General features: G+C 47.0%; 26 protein-coding genes and 1 pseudogene. 16 read left to right on the forward strand and 11 right to left on the reverse strand.

The features are described from left to right. Both B5E42_RS17135 and B5E42_RS17140 read right to left on the reverse strand, forming a co-directional pair. Positions 1 to 233: pseudogene (locus B5E42_RS17135) on the reverse strand (DUF4368 domain-containing protein); the annotation flags it as partial. A gap of 161 nt (positions 234 to 394) precedes the next feature. After that, entirely contained in the window at positions 395 to 940 is a 546-nt protein-coding gene (locus B5E42_RS17140) for an SLOG family protein (protein ID WP_242962713.1), read from the reverse strand. Positions 941 to 1,071: 131 nt separating this feature from the next. On the opposite strand from B5E42_RS17140, the gene B5E42_RS17145 reads away from it, so the two are divergent. Next, the gene (locus tag B5E42_RS17145) at positions 1,072 to 1,407 is read left to right on the forward strand and encodes a helix-turn-helix transcriptional regulator (RefSeq protein WP_006573917.1); all 336 of its coding nucleotides are present in this window, start codon (positions 1,072 to 1,074) and stop codon (positions 1,405 to 1,407) included. A 38-nt stretch (positions 1,408 to 1,445) separates the two neighbouring features. Here B5E42_RS17145 and B5E42_RS17150 read toward each other — a convergent pair whose 3' ends face one another. Continuing rightward, the gene (locus tag B5E42_RS17150; protein ID WP_087241899.1) at positions 1,446 to 1,880 is read right to left on the reverse strand and encodes a hypothetical protein; all 435 of its coding nucleotides are present in this window, start codon (positions 1,878 to 1,880) and stop codon (positions 1,446 to 1,448) included. 5 nt (positions 1,881 to 1,885) lie between these two features. Continuing rightward, positions 1,886 to 2,797: a ParM/StbA family protein gene (locus B5E42_RS17155; protein WP_087241901.1), complete on the reverse strand. Its 912-nt coding sequence runs from the start codon at positions 2,795 to 2,797 to the stop codon at positions 1,886 to 1,888. Between the two features lie 160 nt (positions 2,798 to 2,957). Here B5E42_RS17155 and B5E42_RS17160 point away from each other — a divergent pair, with 160 nt between their 5' ends. The 11 genes from B5E42_RS17160 to B5E42_RS19775 all read left to right on the forward strand — a co-directional run bounded on the left by B5E42_RS17160 (position 2,958) and on the right by B5E42_RS19775 (position 10,142). Continuing rightward, entirely contained in the window at positions 2,958 to 3,728 is a 771-nt protein-coding gene (locus B5E42_RS17160; RefSeq protein ID WP_087241903.1) for an ABC transporter ATP-binding protein, read from the forward strand. Beyond that, on the forward strand, positions 3,679 to 5,274 hold the full coding sequence (locus B5E42_RS17165; RefSeq protein ID WP_087241905.1) for a hypothetical protein: 1,596 nt from the start codon (positions 3,679 to 3,681) through the stop codon (positions 5,272 to 5,274). The genes B5E42_RS17160 and B5E42_RS17165 overlap by 50 nt, the downstream gene beginning before the upstream one ends. A 44-nt stretch (positions 5,275 to 5,318) precedes the next feature. Beyond that, positions 5,319 to 5,525 carry a DUF1648 domain-containing protein gene (locus B5E42_RS17170; RefSeq protein ID WP_087241907.1) on the forward strand — a complete coding sequence of 69 codons (207 nt, stop codon included), beginning with the start codon at positions 5,319 to 5,321 and terminating at the stop codon, positions 5,523 to 5,525. 31 nt (positions 5,526 to 5,556) lie between these two features. Further along, positions 5,557 to 5,856, forward strand: coding sequence for an autorepressor SdpR family transcription factor (locus tag B5E42_RS17175; protein ID WP_087241909.1), 300 nt, complete (start codon positions 5,557 to 5,559; stop codon positions 5,854 to 5,856). Then, complete coding sequence (locus tag B5E42_RS17180; protein ID WP_087241911.1) at positions 5,843 to 6,457, forward strand: SdpI family protein; 615 nt, start codon at positions 5,843 to 5,845, stop codon at positions 6,455 to 6,457. The genes B5E42_RS17175 and B5E42_RS17180 overlap by 14 nt, the downstream gene beginning before the upstream one ends. A gap of 610 nt (positions 6,458 to 7,067) precedes the next feature. Continuing rightward, complete coding sequence (locus tag B5E42_RS19770; RefSeq protein WP_242967216.1) at positions 7,068 to 7,289, forward strand: winged helix-turn-helix domain-containing protein; 222 nt, start codon at positions 7,068 to 7,070, stop codon at positions 7,287 to 7,289. Positions 7,290 to 7,550: 261 nt separating this feature from the next. Beyond that, on the forward strand, positions 7,551 to 7,928 hold the full coding sequence (locus B5E42_RS17195) for a GntR family transcriptional regulator (RefSeq protein WP_087241917.1): 378 nt from the start codon (positions 7,551 to 7,553) through the stop codon (positions 7,926 to 7,928). After that, on the forward strand, positions 7,925 to 8,791 hold the full coding sequence (locus B5E42_RS17200) for an ABC transporter ATP-binding protein (protein WP_343214205.1): 867 nt from the start codon (positions 7,925 to 7,927) through the stop codon (positions 8,789 to 8,791). The genes B5E42_RS17195 and B5E42_RS17200 overlap by 4 nt, the downstream gene beginning before the upstream one ends. Further along, positions 8,788 to 9,432, forward strand: a complete 645-nt coding sequence (locus B5E42_RS17205; RefSeq protein ID WP_087241921.1) for an ABC-2 transporter permease — start codon at positions 8,788 to 8,790, stop codon at positions 9,430 to 9,432. Before B5E42_RS17200 ends, B5E42_RS17205 begins: the two co-directional genes overlap by 4 nt. A gap of 87 nt (positions 9,433 to 9,519) precedes the next feature. Beyond that, the gene (locus B5E42_RS17210; protein WP_087241923.1) at positions 9,520 to 9,726 is read left to right on the forward strand and encodes a helix-turn-helix transcriptional regulator; all 207 of its coding nucleotides are present in this window, start codon (positions 9,520 to 9,522) and stop codon (positions 9,724 to 9,726) included. A 194-nt stretch (positions 9,727 to 9,920) separates the two neighbouring features. Further along, positions 9,921 to 10,142, forward strand: a complete 222-nt coding sequence (locus B5E42_RS19775; RefSeq protein ID WP_242967218.1) for a winged helix-turn-helix domain-containing protein — start codon at positions 9,921 to 9,923, stop codon at positions 10,140 to 10,142. A gap of 132 nt (positions 10,143 to 10,274) precedes the next feature. Here B5E42_RS19775 and B5E42_RS17220 read toward each other — a convergent pair whose 3' ends face one another. The 3 genes from B5E42_RS17220 to B5E42_RS17230 are packed head-to-tail and all read right to left on the reverse strand — an operon-like array spanning position 10,275 to position 12,147. Then, positions 10,275 to 11,033: an ABC transporter permease subunit gene (locus B5E42_RS17220; protein ID WP_058963789.1), complete on the reverse strand. Its 759-nt coding sequence runs from the start codon at positions 11,031 to 11,033 to the stop codon at positions 10,275 to 10,277. Further along, a complete protein-coding gene (locus B5E42_RS17225; protein WP_058963790.1) occupies positions 11,030 to 11,947 on the reverse strand; it encodes an ABC transporter ATP-binding protein in 918 nt (305 codons plus the stop codon). Before B5E42_RS17225 ends, B5E42_RS17220 begins: the two co-directional genes overlap by 4 nt. Further along, positions 11,944 to 12,147, reverse strand: a complete 204-nt coding sequence (locus B5E42_RS17230) for a PLDc N-terminal domain-containing protein (protein WP_058963791.1) — start codon at positions 12,145 to 12,147, stop codon at positions 11,944 to 11,946. The genes B5E42_RS17225 and B5E42_RS17230 overlap by 4 nt, the downstream gene beginning before the upstream one ends. Before the next feature lie 169 nt (positions 12,148 to 12,316). Between B5E42_RS17230 and B5E42_RS17235 the strand changes: the two genes are divergently transcribed. From B5E42_RS17235 to B5E42_RS19785, 4 genes are all read left to right on the forward strand, one after another. Next, positions 12,317 to 12,871 carry a helix-turn-helix domain-containing protein gene (locus B5E42_RS17235; RefSeq protein WP_227604675.1) on the forward strand — a complete coding sequence of 185 codons (555 nt, stop codon included), beginning with the start codon at positions 12,317 to 12,319 and terminating at the stop codon, positions 12,869 to 12,871. A gap of 92 nt (positions 12,872 to 12,963) precedes the next feature. After that, positions 12,964 to 13,257: a metalloregulator ArsR/SmtB family transcription factor gene (locus B5E42_RS17240; RefSeq protein ID WP_077138516.1), complete on the forward strand. Its 294-nt coding sequence runs from the start codon at positions 12,964 to 12,966 to the stop codon at positions 13,255 to 13,257. 219 nt (positions 13,258 to 13,476) lie between these two features. Beyond that, positions 13,477 to 13,698, forward strand: coding sequence for a winged helix-turn-helix domain-containing protein (locus B5E42_RS19780; RefSeq protein WP_242967220.1), 222 nt, complete (start codon positions 13,477 to 13,479; stop codon positions 13,696 to 13,698). Positions 13,699 to 13,937: 239 nt separating this feature from the next. After that, positions 13,938 to 14,078 carry a hypothetical protein gene (locus B5E42_RS19785; RefSeq protein ID WP_242868335.1) on the forward strand — a complete coding sequence of 47 codons (141 nt, stop codon included), beginning with the start codon at positions 13,938 to 13,940 and terminating at the stop codon, positions 14,076 to 14,078. Here B5E42_RS19785 and B5E42_RS17250 read toward each other — a convergent pair. The 4 genes from B5E42_RS17250 to B5E42_RS17265 all read right to left on the reverse strand — a co-directional run bounded on the left by B5E42_RS17250 (position 14,059) and on the right by B5E42_RS17265 (position 19,850). Beyond that, a complete protein-coding gene (locus B5E42_RS17250) occupies positions 14,059 to 14,478 on the reverse strand; it encodes a regulatory YrvL family protein (RefSeq protein WP_058963793.1) in 420 nt (139 codons plus the stop codon). The two genes, B5E42_RS19785 and B5E42_RS17250, sit on opposite strands and share 20 nt — an antisense overlap. A gap of 158 nt (positions 14,479 to 14,636) precedes the next feature. After that, positions 14,637 to 15,269 (reverse strand): hypothetical protein, encoded by a 633-nt coding sequence (locus tag B5E42_RS17255; RefSeq protein ID WP_087241927.1) that lies wholly within the window; start codon positions 15,267 to 15,269, stop codon positions 14,637 to 14,639. Continuing rightward, a complete protein-coding gene (locus tag B5E42_RS17260; RefSeq protein ID WP_087241929.1) occupies positions 15,262 to 17,736 on the reverse strand; it encodes a hypothetical protein in 2,475 nt (824 codons plus the stop codon). The genes B5E42_RS17255 and B5E42_RS17260 overlap by 8 nt, the downstream gene beginning before the upstream one ends. Then, positions 17,733 to 19,850: a hypothetical protein gene (locus B5E42_RS17265; protein WP_087241931.1), complete on the reverse strand. Its 2,118-nt coding sequence runs from the start codon at positions 19,848 to 19,850 to the stop codon at positions 17,733 to 17,735. Before B5E42_RS17265 ends, B5E42_RS17260 begins: the two co-directional genes overlap by 4 nt. Between the last annotated feature and the right edge of the window lie 15 nt (positions 19,851 to 19,865).

A 19,865-nucleotide genomic window follows, 5' to 3' on the forward strand; every position in this document is an offset into this window, starting at 1 on the left:
TCCGGGGTCAGGGGAACCGGCTGCAAGGCGGGCGGGATATACCGGCCCACAAAGTTGAAGTAGATTTCAACCTCCTGCGTGGTGTCCTGGCTGCCTTTCCGGGCGCGCTCATGGACAAGAATTTTCTCTACAAACTCGTTGAGCATGGTGTTTGTCAGCGTGTCGAAATTCTCATACTTGTCAATCAGGGCTATAAACTTCTCCGCAGATTTCCGGCTCTGCTCATAGCCGGTAGCGTATCCGATTACTGATATGGATGTGCCGCTCTGATACCATTCCATATCTTGTTTTAATTTGCTGCATAGGAGAGATGTATCCCGTAACAGCTCTGCTCATAATAGATACGGCCATCACTACTATAACCGGCCATACATTCATAAAGGAACGGTTTCCTTTATACCAGAGTTAATCCCGATACCTTTCCCGTATCTGGATGGATCAATACCACAGGCAGTTTCCTCGCCTCTGCCATCCGCAACACCGCCTCCACGCCGCTCGGGCCAGCAGTCTCATCATCACACACGGTCACCAGGCAATCAGCGTGTTCTACCATGTAGGCAGTGCGCTCCCGATACCCCTGGGCCCCCACGATTTTGCTGCCCATTACAAACTGGTCGCAGTTTTCCTTCAGATGGCGCAGACGCTCCCGACTCTTTGGGTCCCATCGCTCGTCATGGCCCGGAAACGGGTAGACCAGCACGATCTCCAGCTCCTGGTACTCTTCCTGCCGGCGCATTTCCAGCAGGATCTCGCCGGCCCATAGATCAACGCCAAGGGCCCCACCAACATAGAACCGGCGCACACCGCGCCGGTACAGTTCGGTAAAAACATCGTGCAGCCGTTTCTTCAGGCGCTTGCACGAGGTCATATATTCCTGATACTTGAATTTGAACCGTGTAGGCCGCTGACTGGTAATTGCACACGAGTAAAACTGGGACATCTCATCTCCTCCAGAAACTTTTTTCTCAATATAGCCCATTATACTTGCTATGGCTGATGAAGTTCAACCATGGCCGCTTAATTTTTTATGTTATAGCGGATAAAATATAGCTATAGCATGGAGGGTTGCGAATGGGCGAACTTTTGAAAGAAATGGGCCAGCGGATGCTGGACCGGCGCAAACAACTAAAATTGACACAAGAGGCTCTGGCCAAGATGGCGCATGTCACGCCCCAGACCGTTTCGACTGCGGAGCTGGGCACGAAAGCCATGCGGCCTGAAACGATGCTGAAGATCTGCGATGCGCTTGACATCAGCACAGACTATCTGCTGCGCGGTCAGGTCGTGGAAGGTGACACCCGCTTGCTCAATCAAAAGGTCTCGTCGTTGACTCCCTGCCAATACCGACACCTGGAAAATATTATCGACAACTTCATCGCGGCTATACAGGAAGAAAAAGAGGTATGAGAGCCAGCGGCAATGCAGCCCTCATACCTCTTTTTATATCATCTCCCCTGGCGAAAAGCTTCCATTGTGCTGGAGATCAGGCCGAGGATCGCATCATCTGCCTCCGGTTCCTCTCCCAGCTCCGACACATATTCCGGCTCCGGCGTCCGCTCCTGCGGCACCGGGGCCGTTGTTGTTTCTGCATCCGGGCAGGCGGCGGGGGCGGCGGCAGGCTTTTCAGAGTGCCTCGTCTCTTGGAGCAGAATCTCACGCACGATGGCTTCAATGGCGGCCCGGTCTATGGCCGGTGCCGCTGCTCTTAACGGTTGTGGATCATCCGCGAAGTGGGTATCGTAGAAAACGACTGCATTGGCGATATACTGTGCTTTCCCGTGGTCAGGCTGTTTTTCCAGCAGTTCGACCGTTGCCAAATGGATCGGGTCGCTGATATTGAACCGCAGGGAAAAACGCCCCCGTTCTTTCTTGGCCGCCATAGCTGTCACCTGCCCGCAGCTTCAAGGCGGTACAGATACTCATATCCGGCTGCATTGGCGTTGATATTGGAGACGAACAACGGCTTACCCACTTTTCCGGATGCCTCAATCTGCCGGCGCAAAAGAATGGCGCCGCCGCCCACAAAGACCACCGTGCAGTAGCGCAAGTCCAGCATCCGCTCCCGCAGGGTGCTGAACAGGTCGTTGACGAACTCCTGTGCCAGCTGCTCCACCAACCGGACTACCGACGGCGGGTACTGCGTCTGCTTGCCGGTGAGGATGGCGTCCACATCTCCCTCATCCAGCAGAAGATCCAATTCTGCGTTGCCTCTGGACCTGATCTTATTGTAAAGCAGGATTACGCCGTTTTCCAGCGAATCACAGGAGCTGAGGTCGGCTTTTCCATTTTTCATCAGCAGATAGTCTGCCGTGAAGCCGCCAATGTCCACTACTACCGCCTTGGCCTCATTCATCAGCGTGTGGAGCATGGTGGCCGCCGCCGCGTATGCCTGGGGATAGCAGGCCACATCATCAATGCTGATGGCATAGTGCTTGTCCCGGTACTGGAATTCTACGATCCCTTTCTTCTGGAAATAGGCAGTGAACTTTTCCGCCTGGGCGCCGAAGTGGGCCGGCGGCAGCCCCACCGGCAGCTGGATACGGTACAATTCTTTCTCGTCAACGCCGCGGGCCGTCAATTCCTCCGCAATCGCAATCAGGGTGAGGATAAAGAAGCGGTCATCCCCAGTCTTGTCCTTGCGGTAAGGAATGCGCTCGTTGGAGAGCGTATAGTAGTTGCCGCTGTATTGCAGGCTCGGCCCAAACGGCCGGGTCATGCTCTGCTGCAGGCCGGAAACGAACGGGGTGCAGTGAACCGTCTTAATTTGTTTATTGCCATGATCGACACCAATTAACATAGGTGAATGCCTCCTTTTTTGCTTTATACATATCCTTTACGCCTGGATGACGCCTTTCTCAACAGGCGAAGGCAAAATTGAGAAAATTGCCTTGTGCATTGACATTTCTCAAACATAGTGCTATACTGAAAATAACCAATTAACCAAAAGGTTAAAAGCTATGAAGGGGGTGTTCACCTTGTTGAATGTGTCCAGCTTGTCTTTTCATTACCAGCCGCAAGTACCTGTGCTGACCAATCTTACCTTTTCTGTGTTGGATGGAGAAATCGTTGGCCTGTTAGGGAAAAACGGAGTTGGAAAAACCACAACCTTAAAGCTGATTTTGGGATTACTACCGATTGAAAAAGGCTCTATCTGCCTTGGTAATTACTCTCTGGAGCAACACCCCATGCAATACAAGAAACAAATCAGCTATGTTTCTGACAGCCATGATATATACAACAATCTTACGGGAAAGGAATATTTGAATTTTATAGCGGATATGTACGAAGTACCTTCTGAAACAAGAGGTAAAATTTATGCTCCGCTGATAGAGGCGTTCCAGGTTGAAAAATATCTGAACAGCCCTATCAAAAAATTATCTCATGGGACAAAGCAGAAAATTGCGATTATAGCTTCACTGGTGAATGATCCCCTTCTTTGGGTGTTAGATGAGCCGATGACGGGACTGGATGTAGAAGCGGTTCAGGTCTTGAAGAAATTGATTCAATCCAGGGCGACCTTCGGAAAATCGGTTCTGTTTTCCTCTCACATATTGGAAATTTGTGAGAACCTATGTGATAAAATTGTAATTATGCAAGCTGGCATGATTAAGAAAACAATCGAACTTCGAGATAACCCTTCCGAAACTTCTTTAGAGGATATTTATATGGAGGTGGTTAATGATGTACCGATGGGCAAAGATTTTTCAATTAAGCAAAGCAATCGGTAAGATCAATTTTAGCTTTTTGAACTTCCGATATAAGTTAAAAGAACGCCCTGACGCCTACGTTATTGTGCTGAGTTGCTTTGTTTTAAGTATTATAAGCGTGTTCTATTACTACTATTTTCAAATGCTGGGACAGCTTTATGATGGACTTTCCGAGTTGGGGCTGGGAGCATTGTTTTGTCGGCTTACACTGTTTGCAGTGGCAATGATACTCTCGATTGCGAGCGCCTTCCTGCTGATCAACGTTTTTTGTTTTTCAAAGGATATAGGACACTTGCTGCTATTTCCTGTGAGGCCATGTGATGTTTTTACAGGCAAGTACATTACCGTAATCTTGTTCTGCTATGGGATTGAAACTTTACTGCTGCTTCCCGTCTGTATAGTTCACGCGCAATACATGGGAAATGTTTCTGTGATAATTACATATATCTCTGCGGCAGCAATACTTCCTCATATTGTTGTGTTCCCTTTGGCGGTTCTTGTGACAATATGCTTGAAATTTGCCATGCTTCTGAAACGCATGAGGACACTGCTGGTGGTTGCAGGAATCATAGTGTATTTTGCGGGCGGCGTGATTGGCGGTCTATTATCCAATGGACAAATAGATGAAAAACGAGACTTATTAAACTGGGTTAATGATTTCATTGTACCATTCCCATTCTATAATCAGTATATCGGTTTTCATCCCGTACTAAAGCTGCTCTGCATGATACTTGTTGTGATATTTATTGGCGGCTATTACTATTTGAGCTATCTTGTGATCGGAAAGAAATATGCCATTTATGATAAAGAAGGACGGATTCGTTTATCGACGATGGAATACAGCTCGTCGTCAAAGCTGAGAAGTTATTTTAAGAAAGAGTATCAAACTTTTTTCCGTAATCCAGTATATGTCATAAATGGACTGTTTGGGATTTTTGTTACCCCCTTTTTACTGCCGCTGTCTTTCCGGATCAGTACAACCGCAGAAAGTATAGAACAAATAAGAACCTTGGTATCTGCCCCGGAGTTTTCCTTCTATGCAATGTTATTTGCGATTGCGGTTATAGTCCTCACATCCACAATCAATGTAGTGGCTTCCAGCAGTTTTTCCAGAGAGGGGGCAAGTTTCTGGATAGCGAAGATTATTCCGTATTCATTAAAGCAGCAAGCGTTTGTGAAGGCCCTGTTTTCTACAAGTATTTCAATGATGGGGATTATCATAAATTGCTTCATATTTAAGGTTTACTTCCACTATGGTCTTATCCAGATTGGAGTAATTGCTCTTGTTGGCATATCATTTGCAGCGTTATGGAACTTGATCGGAGTATGGATCGACATGAAGCGGCCCAAATTGGAATGGACAAATGAAACAGAGGCGATTAAGCAGAATGTTAATGTGGTTTTATCCATTTTGCTTTGCATCGCAATTTCAATAGGATATATATTTGCGGTTGCAAAAATGCTTCAGAATGGATTCCTTGCCGGGGGCGTTATAACCTTTCTGTTGTGCAGCGTATGTATTTTAATTTTACTTGTGTGTAAAGGAATTGCTTCACATCGGGAGTAATTGCCTTTCAAAATATGTCAATCAATCAAAAGGAGGAAGAAGCTATGAGTAAGAAGAACTTGATCCCTGTGGCGCTATTGATCGGAGCCTTTGTCATTTTGTTTGTGGCAACATTTTTTCTTCCAGACAAGATACCTTTCCATTTTGATGCAAATGGCGAGGCAGGATGGTATGCAAGCAAGTATTTTATTCTGCTGCTTACGCCGGTTCCGTATTTGATTTACCATCAATTCACGCGAAAGAAAAAATGAATACAGTATTATAGAAAGGAGATTCGTTTAGATGACTACTGTATTCAAAGCTCTATCTGATGATACCAGACGACAAATCCTAAAGCTGCTTGCGAATGGTGATATGACAGCGAAAGAGATTTCTGAAAACTTTACGATTTCAAAGCCTGCCATATCAAAGCACCTTGACATTTTGAAAGAAGCAAGGTTAGTGACAAGCGAGCGGACGGGGATGTCCGTTACTTATTCCCTGAATGCTTCTGTATTGCAAACAACTTTAGGCGCATTTTTGGAGTTTTTTGATACCAATAAAACGGTAGGAAAAGAGGGAGACGAGAATGAAACTATATAGAAGTCTGAATACGATATTCTTGATTATATTCATCATAGGGACGGTTCTGTGTTTTAAGTACCTTCCCAGTGAAATCCCTTTGTTCATGCAAAGCCCTTCCCGCTGGGTTTTTATCGGGATTTGTTTTGCTCTTTTGTTAGCGTTAGCTATTGTGGCATTTTTCCCTCATAAAATCTCCAAAAGTGATAACAAAGTGAGAAATGATATTACTCTGACTGCGATTAACCTCTTGGGGCTTGGAGTTTTTCTTTTCTATTTTGTCACGGTAGCTAAATACTGTGGTTTGCAGATGAATTACATGAAAGGCATAGTGCTTATCGTGGGAGGCGTAATGGTATTGGTTGGGAATTTATTGCCACAAATGCCTTACCGCAGCCGCATTGGGTTTAAATTGCCTTGGATTCTAAAGGATAAACTATGCTGGCAAAAAACACATCGGTTTGCTGGATACACGGCGATTCCTTTTGGGATTATTCAATGTTTGCTTGTCTTGTTTGTGCAAAACAACAATCTTATATTTTTGCTGGGAATTGGTCTTTGGATTATAGCTGTTTGCATATACTCATTGATTATCTTTTGCCAAATCACGAAAAAGATATAACCCAAGAATAATGGGCGCATTTGCTATTGACAGTTATACCCGTCCGTGCAGATTAGCAAATAATATATTTGGTTTGAAACAACGGAGATGCGCCATGATGAAGGAGTCTGAAAACACACTGGATAAGAAATTTCAAGTGTTGTCAAATCGAACCAGGCGAGAAATCCTGATGCGGTTAAACCAAGAATCACACTCTGCCGGAGAGATTGCAACTTGCTTTCAGATAACACCTGCCTCAATTTCTTATCATCTTTCCTTATTGCAAGAGAGTGGGTTGATTTCCTGCCACCGAGTAGAAAGACGGAGGATATATCGCCTCAACCATGATGCACTTGATGAATTGTATCTATGGTTACAAAATCTATATAAAACTAAGTAAAATAAATAATCAAGTAACTATACAAGGAAAAATTTAAGAGGAGGTGATCCACATGGGAAGTTTATAATTCTATCCTTCAGCGACGGTGAGGACGCCATCTTTGCAAACACTGTGACGGCCCTTGCTTCTGTCGCAGACTTCTCCACGGTGGCCGCCTCCGCAGACGCACCACTGCTCTTTGGCTCTCTGCAAATCGACCCGCAGCGCAGGCTGGTGTGGCAGGCCGGCCAAATGGTAGACCTAACGCCAATGGAGTTTGACATTCTGCTCCTGCTGGCCCGCCGGCCAGGGCAGGTGTTCACCGCCCGTCAGATCTACGAAGCTGTCGCCGCGGACTCCTTTGACGCCGGCTGGACCGGGATCTCCAGCATGGTCTATAAACTCCGCCGCAAGCTTGGCTCCGACATCATCGAGACGGTGCGGGGCCACGGCTACCGTTTCACACCAGAATAGCAAAACAGCGCCACCTCGGCTCTACCGGGGCGGCGCTACTGTTATATTGCAAAGAGGTATGAGCGCCAGCGACAATGCAGCTCTCATACCTCAGGTGAAGGCAAAATTACAATGAAATTCTGCAAATAGCTGTACCTCAAAAATTAAGAGATGCAGCTATAATTTTTGTCAGTCTATTGACATCAGCGTATTTCCGTTATATACTGTTATCATAGAGCAATACAGTTAATACAGTGCATAACAGAGAGGAGGAGAGATAGATTGGAGATTGTCGTAAGCAACAAGGCAAGCCAGCCGCTATATGAACAAATCGCATCTCAAGTTAAAGCCGCTATTATGAGCGGTGAACTAAGTGCCGGTGAGCCACTTCCTTCGGTGAGAGCTATGGCAAAATCCTTACGCATCAGTATTTTGACTGTTCAAAAAGCCTATGGTTGCCTACAAGATGATGGGTTCATCGAAATAACGGCAGGAAAAGGCTGCTATGTATCAGCACAAAATCAGGACTTCTACCTGGAAGAACAACAAAAGAGAATAGAAGAAAAATTTGCAGAGGCAATCGAGATTGCCCGCACAAGCGGAATATCTCTGGATAAACTGACCGAACTGCTTACACTTATGTATCAGGAGGATGAATGATGACTGATAATGTTTTAGAAATCCGAGAGCTATCAAAAGACTATGGCGATTTTGTTCTTGACAGAGTGAGCTTTGCTTTACCTCGCGGCGTAATTATGGGCCTAATAGGAGAGAATGGGGCTGGCAAATCTACGACTATCAACTGTATTTTAAATGAAACACAAAAAAGCGATGGTCAAGTCCTCATCTTTGGCAAGGATCATATTGCAGACGAAATTGAGATCAAGGATAAACTTGGCGTCGTATTTGATGAGAACCACTTCCCTGACATTTTCACGCCAGAAGAAATCGGAAAATTCATGTGTGGCATTTACTCTGGCTGGGATTGGCAGCTCTACCATCAGCACCTTGAAAAGTTTGAATTGCCAAAAAACAAGAAAATAAAAGACTTCTCCAAAGGCATGAAAGTGAAGCTGGCCTTTGCCGTAGCATTATCTCACAATGCAGAACTACTGATTTTGGATGAAGCTACCAGCGGCCTAGACCCAATTATTCGCGATGATGTGTTAGACATGCTGATTGATTTCGTTCAAAACGAAAAGCACTCTGTACTGGTATCCTCTCATATCACCAGTGACTTGGAAAAGGTTGCAGATTATATTACTTTCATCCATAAGGGCAAACTAGTCTTTTCTCATGAGAAAGACGATTTGATTGACAATTACGGAATAGCCAACTGTAAAGCTGCCGTATTTGATGCTATGGACAAATCGCAGATTATTGCCTATCGAAAAGAAGATTACCAATATAAGGTCCTAGTTCGGAATCGGCACACAATCACTAAAAAGAACCCAGATGTAATCGTTGGACCTGCTACGATTGAAGAAATCATGCTATTCTATGTAAAGGGGGAAATGAAATGAAAGGGTTACTGACAAAAGATTTTCTGACAGTCAAGAAAAAATACGGAATTGCCCGCCTTATCATGGATCTCGCCATTATCGCTGCGTTGATGATTATTCTGGAAGGAGCTGGTTCTATTTACATCAGTTTTCTTCTTGTTCCGTTGGAAATTGCTTCTATGATTATTACTCTTGCAAACTCCGATGAACAATGGAAATGGAGTAAATATGCCGTTGCTCTGCCACTTTCCAAAAAACAAATCGTTACCAGCCGATATGCCTTTGCAGGCATTGGTGCTGTCATTGGATTGTGTGTTGCGCTTGTAGTAAACACCATTTCCTATTTCTGTTTTCCCGCATATCGATATGGGTTTTATCTTTTCTTGTCGGTAGCCTCTTTCTGTATTGTGCTGCTGTTCCTCGCCTTTATTTTGCCCTCTAACTATTGGATGGGTGTCAATGCAGGATTTGCGGTGATGTTCATTTTGATTATCCTGCTGGTTGTACTTGGAATTTGGTCAAAAGTAACTGATAACGCAATTATGGGATTTATCGTAGAGCATTTTGATTTAAGCATGGCTATCGGCTTTATTGGCGTTCTGGTACTCTTTGCAATTTCCTATATTCTATCAGTCGCACTCTTTAAGAAAAAATATTGCTAATTAAGCCGCTTGTCACTTTCAATGTCTCTGCACAAATCATTTGAAAGAAGTTTTAGAACAAACTCCACACCAATAGAGGAAGGAAGATTGAAAAATATAGTCCGACAACTTCGAGTAGAAAATGGGTTGACTCAAACAGATCTAGGGCAAATGGTTAATGTCTCCCGCCAGACAATTTATGCTGTAGAATCAGGTCGTTTCGATCCATCTATTTGGCTGGCTTTTGATATTGCGCAACTATTTGATATGAAAATTGAAGATGTATTTGACTTCACTGATAGAATTCGGAAGTAATTGGAGGTGATCCACATGGGAAGTTTATAATTCTATCCTTCGGCGATGGCGAGGACGCCATCTTTGCAAATACCGTGACAGCCCTTGCTTCAGTCGCAGACTTTTCCACGGTGGCCGCCTCCGCAGATGCACCACTGCTCTTTGGCTCTCTGCAAATCGACCCGCAGCGCAGGCTTGTGTGGCAGTCCGGCCAGATGGTGACCCTGACGCCGATGGAGTTTGATATTCTTCTCCTGCTGGCCCGCCGACCGGGACAGGTGTTCTCCGCCCGCCAAATCTATGAAGCTGTTGCTGCGGACTCCTTTGACGCCAGCTGGACGGGGATATCCAGCATGGTCTATAAGCTCCGGCGCAAGCTGGGCGCCAGCATCATTGAGACAGTGCGGGGCCACGGCTACCGCTTCACACCAGAATAGCAGAACAGCGCCGCCTCGGCTCTACCGGGGCGGCGCTGCTGTTATATCGGTATGTTCAACAATTTGGCTCGATAGTGTAATCGACAGCAACCTTTCTTTATTTTGGGGAATGAGGGAGTAAAATTTCGGGCTTTATAACTGCTTTTTATTAAATGCCCGGATTGCTGCCGCTAAAAATACCACAGATAAAACCACTGAAACAATAAATGGAATAAGAAACTCCGTCATTGAAATCTCACCTGAAATCAGGTCAACATTTCGTGAAGTGAGGACAACCGGGTTAAAGGCAGATAACGGTTTTACAACACTTAAAACAGAGAACAGGGCTACAATCCCGCCAGTAAACAGGATACTTGTAAAAGTCTGCTTGAATAGAACACAACCGAGTATGAGGATGCTAAGATAGAGAAATCCAATCATCCACATAAAAAACGCAGACGGTACAACATTTGAAAGTGAAGCATCTGGCCAAAGGTAATATGTATATCCATAGGCACCTACAAAGCTCACCCAAAAGCTAACCGTCATAGATACTGCTGCTACGGTGTACTTTGCCATAATCACAGATGGCCTTGCCAATCCCTTTGTCACCAGCAGTAGCAATGTCCCTTTGGAATACTCACTGGACATACAGCTTCCAAACAGAATGATAAATGCGCTAAATCCAATGCCGGATATGTTTTTAAAGAATTGCTGCCATGCGTCAAGGGCGACAGGTTCCTCGGTGATTTCTAATCCGGCTCCAAATGCAGCTATAATTTCCGGCGTGAATTTTGCCAGAAAAGCACTGGACATTCCGAAAACCGCAAAGATTGCAAACAGGATTAAAAAGCGGTAGTTTTTTAGATTTTCTACAAACTCTTTTTTTACAAATGCAATATAGCCTTTCATTTTATCACCTCCAAAAATAGGCTTTCAAGCGACGGCTCCATAAGTTCCACCTTGACCGGCACAAGGTCTGCTTCGGCTAAAGTGGAGAAGATGGTATGCTGGGCCTTTTTCATCTCCCGGCTGTGTATTACAATTTCCCGCCCCTTTTCTTCTGATCCGTTCAGGAGCGATTGTCCTGTCATACATTCTTTGAAATGCTGTAAATCGGCCTCGGTTGAAAATTCAATTAACAGGCTGTCATGGCTATGCAACGCTTTGATTTCCGAAAGCGTTCCGCCAACAGCAATATTACCGTCATTCAAGAGTGCCACATGATCGCAAATGCGCTCCACATCGGATAAAATATGCGTTGAAAACAAAACCGTTGTTGTCCCACGGATTTTATAAAGAATGTCCAAGATTTCTTTTCTTCCCACCGGGTCAAGGGCGCTGGTAGGTTCATCACAAATCAGCAGTTTAGGATCAGCCAATAACGCCTGTGCAATTCCAAGGCGCTGTTTCATACCACGCGAATAACCGCCAACACGCTTTTCTACGCCATCAAGACCGACAAGGGAAAGTAGCTTTTTTCCCTTTTGAGAAATGCTTTCTTTGGGAAGGCCAACAATTTCTCCGCACAGTGTAAGATACTGCATTGCAGTCATATAGTTATAAAATTCCGGCACATCCGGCAAATATCCAATATACTGATTTGTTTTGGTCTGCCCAAAGCGAACCGGTTCATTACACACAAGGATTTCTCCCTGATCGGGCTGCAAAAGCCCCAAAACCATTTTCATTGTTGTTGTTTTTCCTGCACCGTTTTGTCCAATGAAGCCAAAAACGCTCCCCTCTGGAACAGACATATTCAGATCTTTTATAATTTGCTGCTGTCCAAAACTTTTAGATAGATTGCGGATAGAAAGCACATTCATTTTTCCTCACCTCTCCCAAAAACAAAATAGATAATCGGGCCAAACATAAGGATAACCAGAGAGATTACAAGCCACATAGCCCTGTTCCCAAAGCGATAATGCGGATGCCGGAGAATATGCCGGACAGCGGCCACGGCAAGGATCACATCAATCACAAAGATGGGAATAAGAAGCGGAAATATTTCCTGCAACAAAGACATACCAATTTACCTCCTATTGTTATAATTCGTATCGATATTTGCGGGGGTTCGACATTTTCGCCTTAATATTCCCGCACAGGTTATATTACCACTATGGAAACAAAAAAGCAATACCCTCCCTTGACTTTTTATTTCCGAAATGATAATATTTTCAAAAAGGAGGTTGAACATGGGCAGTAAGAATTTGAATGAAAAGATTATGGAATGTATTTCAAATCCGGCCAAGAGCCGCCTGCTGATAGAAATAATGCGTCGAGGGGAAGTTACCGCAAAGTATTTGGCTGAAAAATGCTCAGATATTCCTCAAACTACACTATATCGTAATTTGAAACGAATGACCGATGATGGACTATTGAAAATCGTTAATGAAACACCAATACGCGGAACAGTTGAAAAGACTTACGCATTAACTTTTGACCCGTCTGATCCTCCATCAGTTCTCGGAGAAAATTCTGGTGCCATTTATATGCAGATGTTCTTTCAGTATTTTTTGACCTTCGCCAAGATTTTTCAAGAATACTGCGACACACCGGGAATTGACATAAAAAGGGATCGGTCTGGTCTTAGCCTTTCTCATGTTTATTTGACAGATGAGGAACTGGAAAAAGTGGTATCGGATATTGCTCAAATCTTATATCCACTTCAAGATAATAAACCAGAGCCGGGTCGCAGATTAAGAACGGTTGGATTGATTATCTCCCCGGAGCATAAAGCGGACGAATAGAGAAAAACGCCCTATATGCACAGGGCGTTTTCTCTTGACTTAATATTCCCATAATGGTAATATTTTGTTATCGGGAACAATGGAGATACATTATGAGAAATGGGCGCGAAAATGCACTGGACAAAAAATTCCATGCGTTATCAAATTCAACCAGACGAGAAATTCTAACGCGGCTAAGCAAAAAACCACACTCTGCCGGAGAGATTGCAGGATATTTTCAGATAACACCTGCCTCGATTTCTTATCATCTTTCTCTGTTGCAAAGGAGTGGCTTAATTTGCTGTCGTCAAGTAGAAAAACAGAGGATATATAGCATCAATCGCGGCGCATTGGATGAAGTGTATCTGTGGCTAATGGGGCTATATAATGCTAAGTCAAATAAGTGATTGTAAATTATTCGAGCAAAAATTAGGAGGTGGGGGAAAATTGGGAAATTTATAATTCTATCCTTCAGCGACGACGAGGACGCCATCTTTGCAAACACTGTGACGGCTCTTGCTTCTGTTGCGAACTTCTCCACAGTGACCGCCTCCGCAGATGCCCCGCTGCTCTTTGGCTCTCTGCAAATCGACCCGCAGCGCAGGCTTGTGTGGCAGTCCGGCCAAATGGTAGACCTGACGCCGATGGAGTTTGATATTCTGCTCCTGCTGGCCCGCCGGCCGGGGCAGGTGTTCACTGCCCGCCAGATCTATGAAGCTGTCGCCACGGACTCCTTTGACGCCGGCTGGACGGGGATCTCCAGCATGGTCTATAAGCTCCGGCGCAAGTTGGGGACTGGCATCATCGAAACAGTGCGGGGCCACGGCTACCGCTTCACAACAAAATAGAAGAACAGCGCCGCCTCGTTAGAATCGAGGCGGCGCTACTTTTCACAGTTCAGTACAGATTTCCGAAGCACTGTGGTATAATTTTTTGAAAAGCTAAATTGCACTGAGAGTTCGCGGTTGAAATTATACTTTTGAGTCCCCCAAATTTTTTAACCTTTTTTCATTTTTCATGCAATGAATAACAAATTTTGTTGTGTATATAGGTGAAAGGCCTTTACGCAACAGGAAAGGAGGACGCAATGAAGGACAATGAAATCATCGGATTGTATTGGGAGCGGAACGAAGCTGCCATAACTGCAAGTGCAGATAAATACGGCGACTATACAAAGTATCATAATGGAAAATGTGAAAAAAGTGAACTTAGCACTCTTTTTTCTTGATATCGCTAATCCCAAAGAGCGCAAACACCAGAGCCAAAACAATCAGCGAAATAGTATTTGCAGATACAGAGGGCATGAAATAATCGACGATATAGAAACCGTAAAATGTAGCGATAGTATCTAACAACACATACATACAGACAGCTATTTCCCTTGTTATTCTGTCAAGATTAAGCAAAGCTTTTGGTAGTGCGCCCGCTATTAAATTTATGGGATACGAAACAACCGATGCGATTATAAAATAGAGGATAAAGCCGCCGACGCTCTCATATTCAAAGCCGAGCAGACGCATAATTGCACCGCTGAATATGGCGATTATGGCCAGGACGATGATGATTAGAAGCGCCCCAAAAATGAATGTGATTATTTTTTCCCGCTTTTTGTTGCTGTTATTATCCAAGAGTTTCGCCCCCTTATATCGTGATTTGAATTTGAAGCTGATATGAGTATATCATAGGAATATGAACTTTTCCATTGGAAACAAAAAATACCGCCGGGCAGAAGGAAAATCCCTCTGCCCGGCGGCGTTGCGTTTGTTACACGAAATCAGCGTACTGTTTAGGTATGTACGCTGTACTGGGCCTTTGCCAAGTCCTCGGCGCTATTCAGGATGATACCGCCGCAGATCCCTATGCCATAAGGCGTGTATTCTTCAAAAAAGAAGCTGTAAGGCTGGCCGTCATCATAAATGACGATCTTTTCTGTGCCGCGCCACTGGAAATGCCGCCCCAGGACTCGTCCCAGCTTGCGCCGGAGAACGGGCCGCCGGGCAACCTCATGGAGATTTTTCCGGCTGTGGAACTCATAACGAGGCATGAGCATTTCCGGAACGGAAAGGTGGCGCCACTCTGCGCCATCCATATCCTCTCCATTTTCCACAAAAACATGGAACGGCTCATAGGGTAGCCGAATATTCTCCTGCCAGCCGTGTACTTTACCGGCGCCGATCTCCTGAAGCCAGGTGAACCGGATCTCCAGCATCTTCATGTCACCTGGCCTCTGCGTCAGCCGCAGGACGGCAAAGGAACCGCAGTCACCGGAAATCAGCCGGTTTTGTGGCCGTTGCTCCAGTTGCTGGAGTTCGCTTCTCAAAATGGAAAAACTGTAGGGGGATTTCCGGGTCCAGGATACAGTCCGAATATCCAACATTTCCTTATTGCATCGTAATTTTACCAGAGTGCGGTCATTCATATAATTCATCCTCCTTCTGCGGCGCTGCCGTGCGCATCGCCGCCTGTTCTACGAGAAAAACAGCCCCCGTATATTGCTCTTTGTGGGAAGTCACCGCGGCGCCTCCCATTGAATCCAGATACTGCTGTCCGTTTTTGGATTTTGAGATATACACATAGAAGTGGCTGCCAACATACTGATCGCGGTCATAGCAGCCCAGATAGCGCCGCGCCAGCACAGCGACGGCGCCGATGGCCGCCGCTTTCTGCGTCACCAGGGAAACGGCCAGCTTCATTGCGGTTTTCACTTCTTCATCGTTCAATCTGGAAGTATAGATGCGCTCCAAAAACAGAACCAGCATTTCGTCAGCAGCGCGCTTTTTATCCGCCGACTGCACTTGAGCCAGATCAGCAAAAGAAAAATTAAAGTCCGCAGGTCGTTGGAACGCCCCTTTTGTCAGCCGGATGCAGGCGCGGCCCACAATGTCTTCACCTTTCCGAATCAAGATCATCTTCTTGTTGGAATCAAAGGCTGCCAGCAGGCAGTCCCTCTGGTTTCCGTCCCAGCAGGAAAGGCATGTGGTGCGGGGCAATTCTCCCAGCCTCATCGTAAAGTAGAAATCATCCGCTTCTTCCGCGGAAAATGCTCCCCGCTTCAGTGTGAGATTGGGTTTCCATGTTGCCTCCTGCACCTCGCTGATGGGATAGCGAATCTCCCGCTGCAGGTCATCGGCAAAATATTTCAACGCATAGAATTGGCCCATCAGTTCGGCCTGTACGATCCTTCTCAAGGCCTCAATAGCCTTGTCGTTGCCTTGCAGGTAGCCGTACAGAGAGCGCACCATCGCACTGCCGCCGCGCAGCAGGAAATTGGTGACCGGCTCCCTGTGCTGCTCCACAAATTCATCGGTAATGGAAAACCTTTCTTTCAGGTCAAGCCAGTCCCGATCCATCGTCAAAACAGCGGCACGAACCTGCGTCCAGTTTTTCTGTCCGGCAATCACCGCCCCGTTGTTGAGCGCAAAGATCGCGTCCGCCTCGGACTGCATCTCCTGGATAAATACCTGCAGCTGCTCATATTTCCGCAGCAGCCACATGGCCGTCCTCCGGGTCAGGCCGCGGATGTGTCCAAAAGTGCCTCGATACCACTCACTGAACGGCTTTTCCAGCAGACACCGGGCAAGCTGTTCCAGTTCCTGGTCTTCCATGTGGTGGCTGACCAGCCCATGCTTCAATAGCTGGCGCAAAGTGAGCAGCCGTCTGTCCACGGAAAGGGGCGTCAGCATGGCGTAGAGCCGGACATAGATTTCATCCTGCTGCCACAGCAGCCACATCTCTTCAAAGGTGTACTGCCTGCCGTCTTCCAGCAGGTCAAAATGGCTGCTGCCGCGTTCTACTGTATCGCACGCCTGCAGGTTCCTGGCTGTGAGGCTGTTGAGGTTGCAGTGTTCACAGAACTTATCCTCAAACAGCAGCGCATACCGTCCCAGCGAAAGGAACAGCTCGCTGTGCTCGCTCACCAGATCCAGAAAATGCTTCTTCCCATGCCGCACTGCATAAGTGAGGATAGGGAATTGATGACGCCGGATAGAGCTGAAATCCAGATGGAGCCTCCCGGAGTACAGGGCGTTGAGATAGCTCAGGTCATTTCGCAGGATCTCCTGCCGCTGTCCTTTGTCCAGCGGCGCTGTGTGCGAGATAAACCAGTTAAGGTCATACTGCCCCGCGTGATTTTCCAGCCACCGCTCAAAAAAGGCATCGATGTCTTCGGTATCATATTCAAAGGCGGCCAGCAGGCGGCGGAATTTCATCACATCGGCCGTCTCTACCCAGCAAAGGTCTTTGAGCCGTGCCGCGTTCAGATCAAGCGCCACCCCCTGCCGGTAGAGCAGTGTCAGGACCCGCTGAAGGGGCTTGTTCTGTTCCAGCAGCTCCAGCGCCTCGCGCGCATTGTTGTTCCAGTTGAACAGGTACGGGCCGAGAAACGGCTGCCGCATCATGTTCTTCTGTGCGTCCGTCAATGCGGATAATTCCTCCCGTTCTGTGGCCGGGAAGGCATTGATGTTGTCAATGATGGCCTCTCCTTCTTCCTCATACTTGATAAACGGCAGGTAGAATTTCATGTAATAAAATCGCAGGGACAAAGGGATATCCGTTCCCGCTGCCGCCAGCACCTGTTCTTTGGGATACTGCGTCAACTGCTCATCGCAGGCTACAGCCGACTGGAGCATACTTGTGATCGACCGGTCATCCACCCCATCATTGCACAGCGCATGGTAGAGCGCCGCAAATTCCGGCGTCCGTACAAGTTCCTTCTGAATTTGCGTATTGTCATTTCCGGTGCGGAGCCTGTTCTGTAATTGAAAAGTTTCCACCCGCTCGCAGGTCTGGTCCAGGGCATCCTCCGGGAATTTTCCCGTCAACCCCAGTTTCAGGCCGCTGCTCTCCATGCGGACGAGCAGGGCTAAATGCTTCAATGTGTTTGTCATGCTGCTTCACCTCCTACGATGGTTTGCACCATTGTCAATATCTCTCTGCGCGGCCGAGGCTCATACATCACAAGACTCCCGCACAGCTCAAAAAATTTCCACATTTCCGCCGCCTCAAGGGTCTGAGCGTAGCCTGCCGGCCATTCCAACAATTTTTCATAGACCATACCCAGCGCAGCTTTCCTGATCTCACCAAAATGATATCCGTGCATGAACTGGATCAGGGATTCCGCGCTGCCATTATAGCAACTTGCCAGTTTCTCCTGACACTTCATGACCTGCTGCTGCCACTGGCGTTCCTTTTCCTGTTCTTCCTGTTCGGCGGTGGCTTTTCGGTCGGTCTCCATTTCTTCCTTGGAATAGAACCGCTCCTTTAACTGATTTACTTCGTAGCCATTGCAGGCATCGTGTGTCAGAAGCTGCCTCAGCACAGACGCCAGCAGCGGTTTGTCATAGATGCGCTGGATCACCGGGGCCTTCAGGGCACAGAGGACAAACGAATCATAGTATTCCGGCTCTGTCTGAAAGAGCGAGGCATCGATCCAGTCATAAAGCTGGCGGTGCTGCTCCGCTGTCAGGAACGGCCGGACCATAGAGAACGATTGGACTTTTTTGTTATAATAGCTTTCCTTCTTGACAAACTTCTGGTGGAAATAAAAGTTATCTCCGAAAATTTCCTGTAGCTGGGAGAAAGTGTACTGACTGAACAGCTTTTGCGCAAACCGAAAGCACCGACAGCTGGAGATTTTCAGCGCATATTCCTCTAAAAGCTCCAGAGGATGGGCACGAGCCCCGTCCCCCTTGTGCTGCTCAAAAAACTGCCACAAATTGATCTCCTTTCGCTCCACCAGCAAAACAAAGCTGCGAAGCGTAAGCCAATGGCGCTTGTTAAAATACTCAATATACTCCACACCAGTCAGGGCCTGATACCGCGTAAGCCAGCGCCGTAGCGGGATCGCCGCACGGGAACGGAGCATCTGCACGGTAAACAGTTCCGCATATTCCTCATTACTCAGCTCGTTTGCCAGAATGTCGTATCGCGGGTCGAAGACATCGAAGCGATAAGGGAACTGTCTTTTAATTGTTTGATTCATCCAGAGGATAGTCTGGGGGGCTGTGGGTGCAAGCCCCGTCTGGATGGCTGCCCAGAGATCCTGATATCCCTCGTACCTGACCTCAAATTTCTTGTAAACCTGGAACAGCCAGCTGATGTACGCATAGATCTCTTCCGGCTGTCCATCCGGGCCGTTCAGCAGCATTCGGACGCAGGCCACCGCGATCTTTTCCGCCACAATGCCTTTGGATGAGAGCCGGTCCGGTATCCGGTCGGCCCACACCGCCAGGGAATTTGCCATTGTAATCTCTTCCATGCTGTACCCGGCAGTATGCAAAACCGAAAATTCCCGACTGTCCGGCTTCATGTTCATGTAGGGCAGCTTCATCAGCGTCCGCAATACCAGATCGTTTTTTCCCCGATAGCGTTTTGCCTCTTCAGCGTAGAAACGGATGAACCATTCCAGCACGCCGAAATCCCGTGCCATAGAAATCGTCCTTTCTGGTCCAAACAGCCGCGTCAGCTGCGGCCGCATAGCCCGATAGCCGGTCTCCGGATCATCAAACAGGGAGAGCACAAACAGAGCCTCCTCCGTCCTGGCGTATTCCCTGGCGGCCAGTTCATCCAGCCGCGTGCGGCGCCGGAGAGCGTCGGTTTCCAGCAGATAGAGCGCGCCTTGCAGGTAAACATCCGTCCCGGTGGTCCTGCGAAGTTTTTGAATAAAATCGTTCCGCTGATTGCCCACAAACATTGTGTCGGCCTGGCACCGGCGGGTGTAGCCCAGGGCCAGCGCCAGCGCGCGCAGGATGCGTATGTCTGTCCCCAGTTTTTCCTCGAAGCGTTCCAGCACTTCGCCGGGATAGCGCAGGCTGTAAGCTTCAAAATAGCTGGAAACATTCTGATCTTCCTGCCAGATTTGTCTCGCTTCCAGCTGGCGGTAGAGGATTCTCGCCTCACCGTCCTGGGCTGTCTGTACAACCAATTCAGCAAAGGCGTGATACAGCGTAAGATCTATGTCCTTCTGGAAGGTGCTGTATGCAGGTATAATTTCTTGGGTCACAATATTTCCCTCCTT

The organism is Flavonifractor sp. An10 (assembly GCF_002161215.1).
Taxonomy (GTDB): domain Bacteria; phylum Bacillota; class Clostridia; order Oscillospirales; family Oscillospiraceae; genus Flavonifractor; species Flavonifractor avistercoris.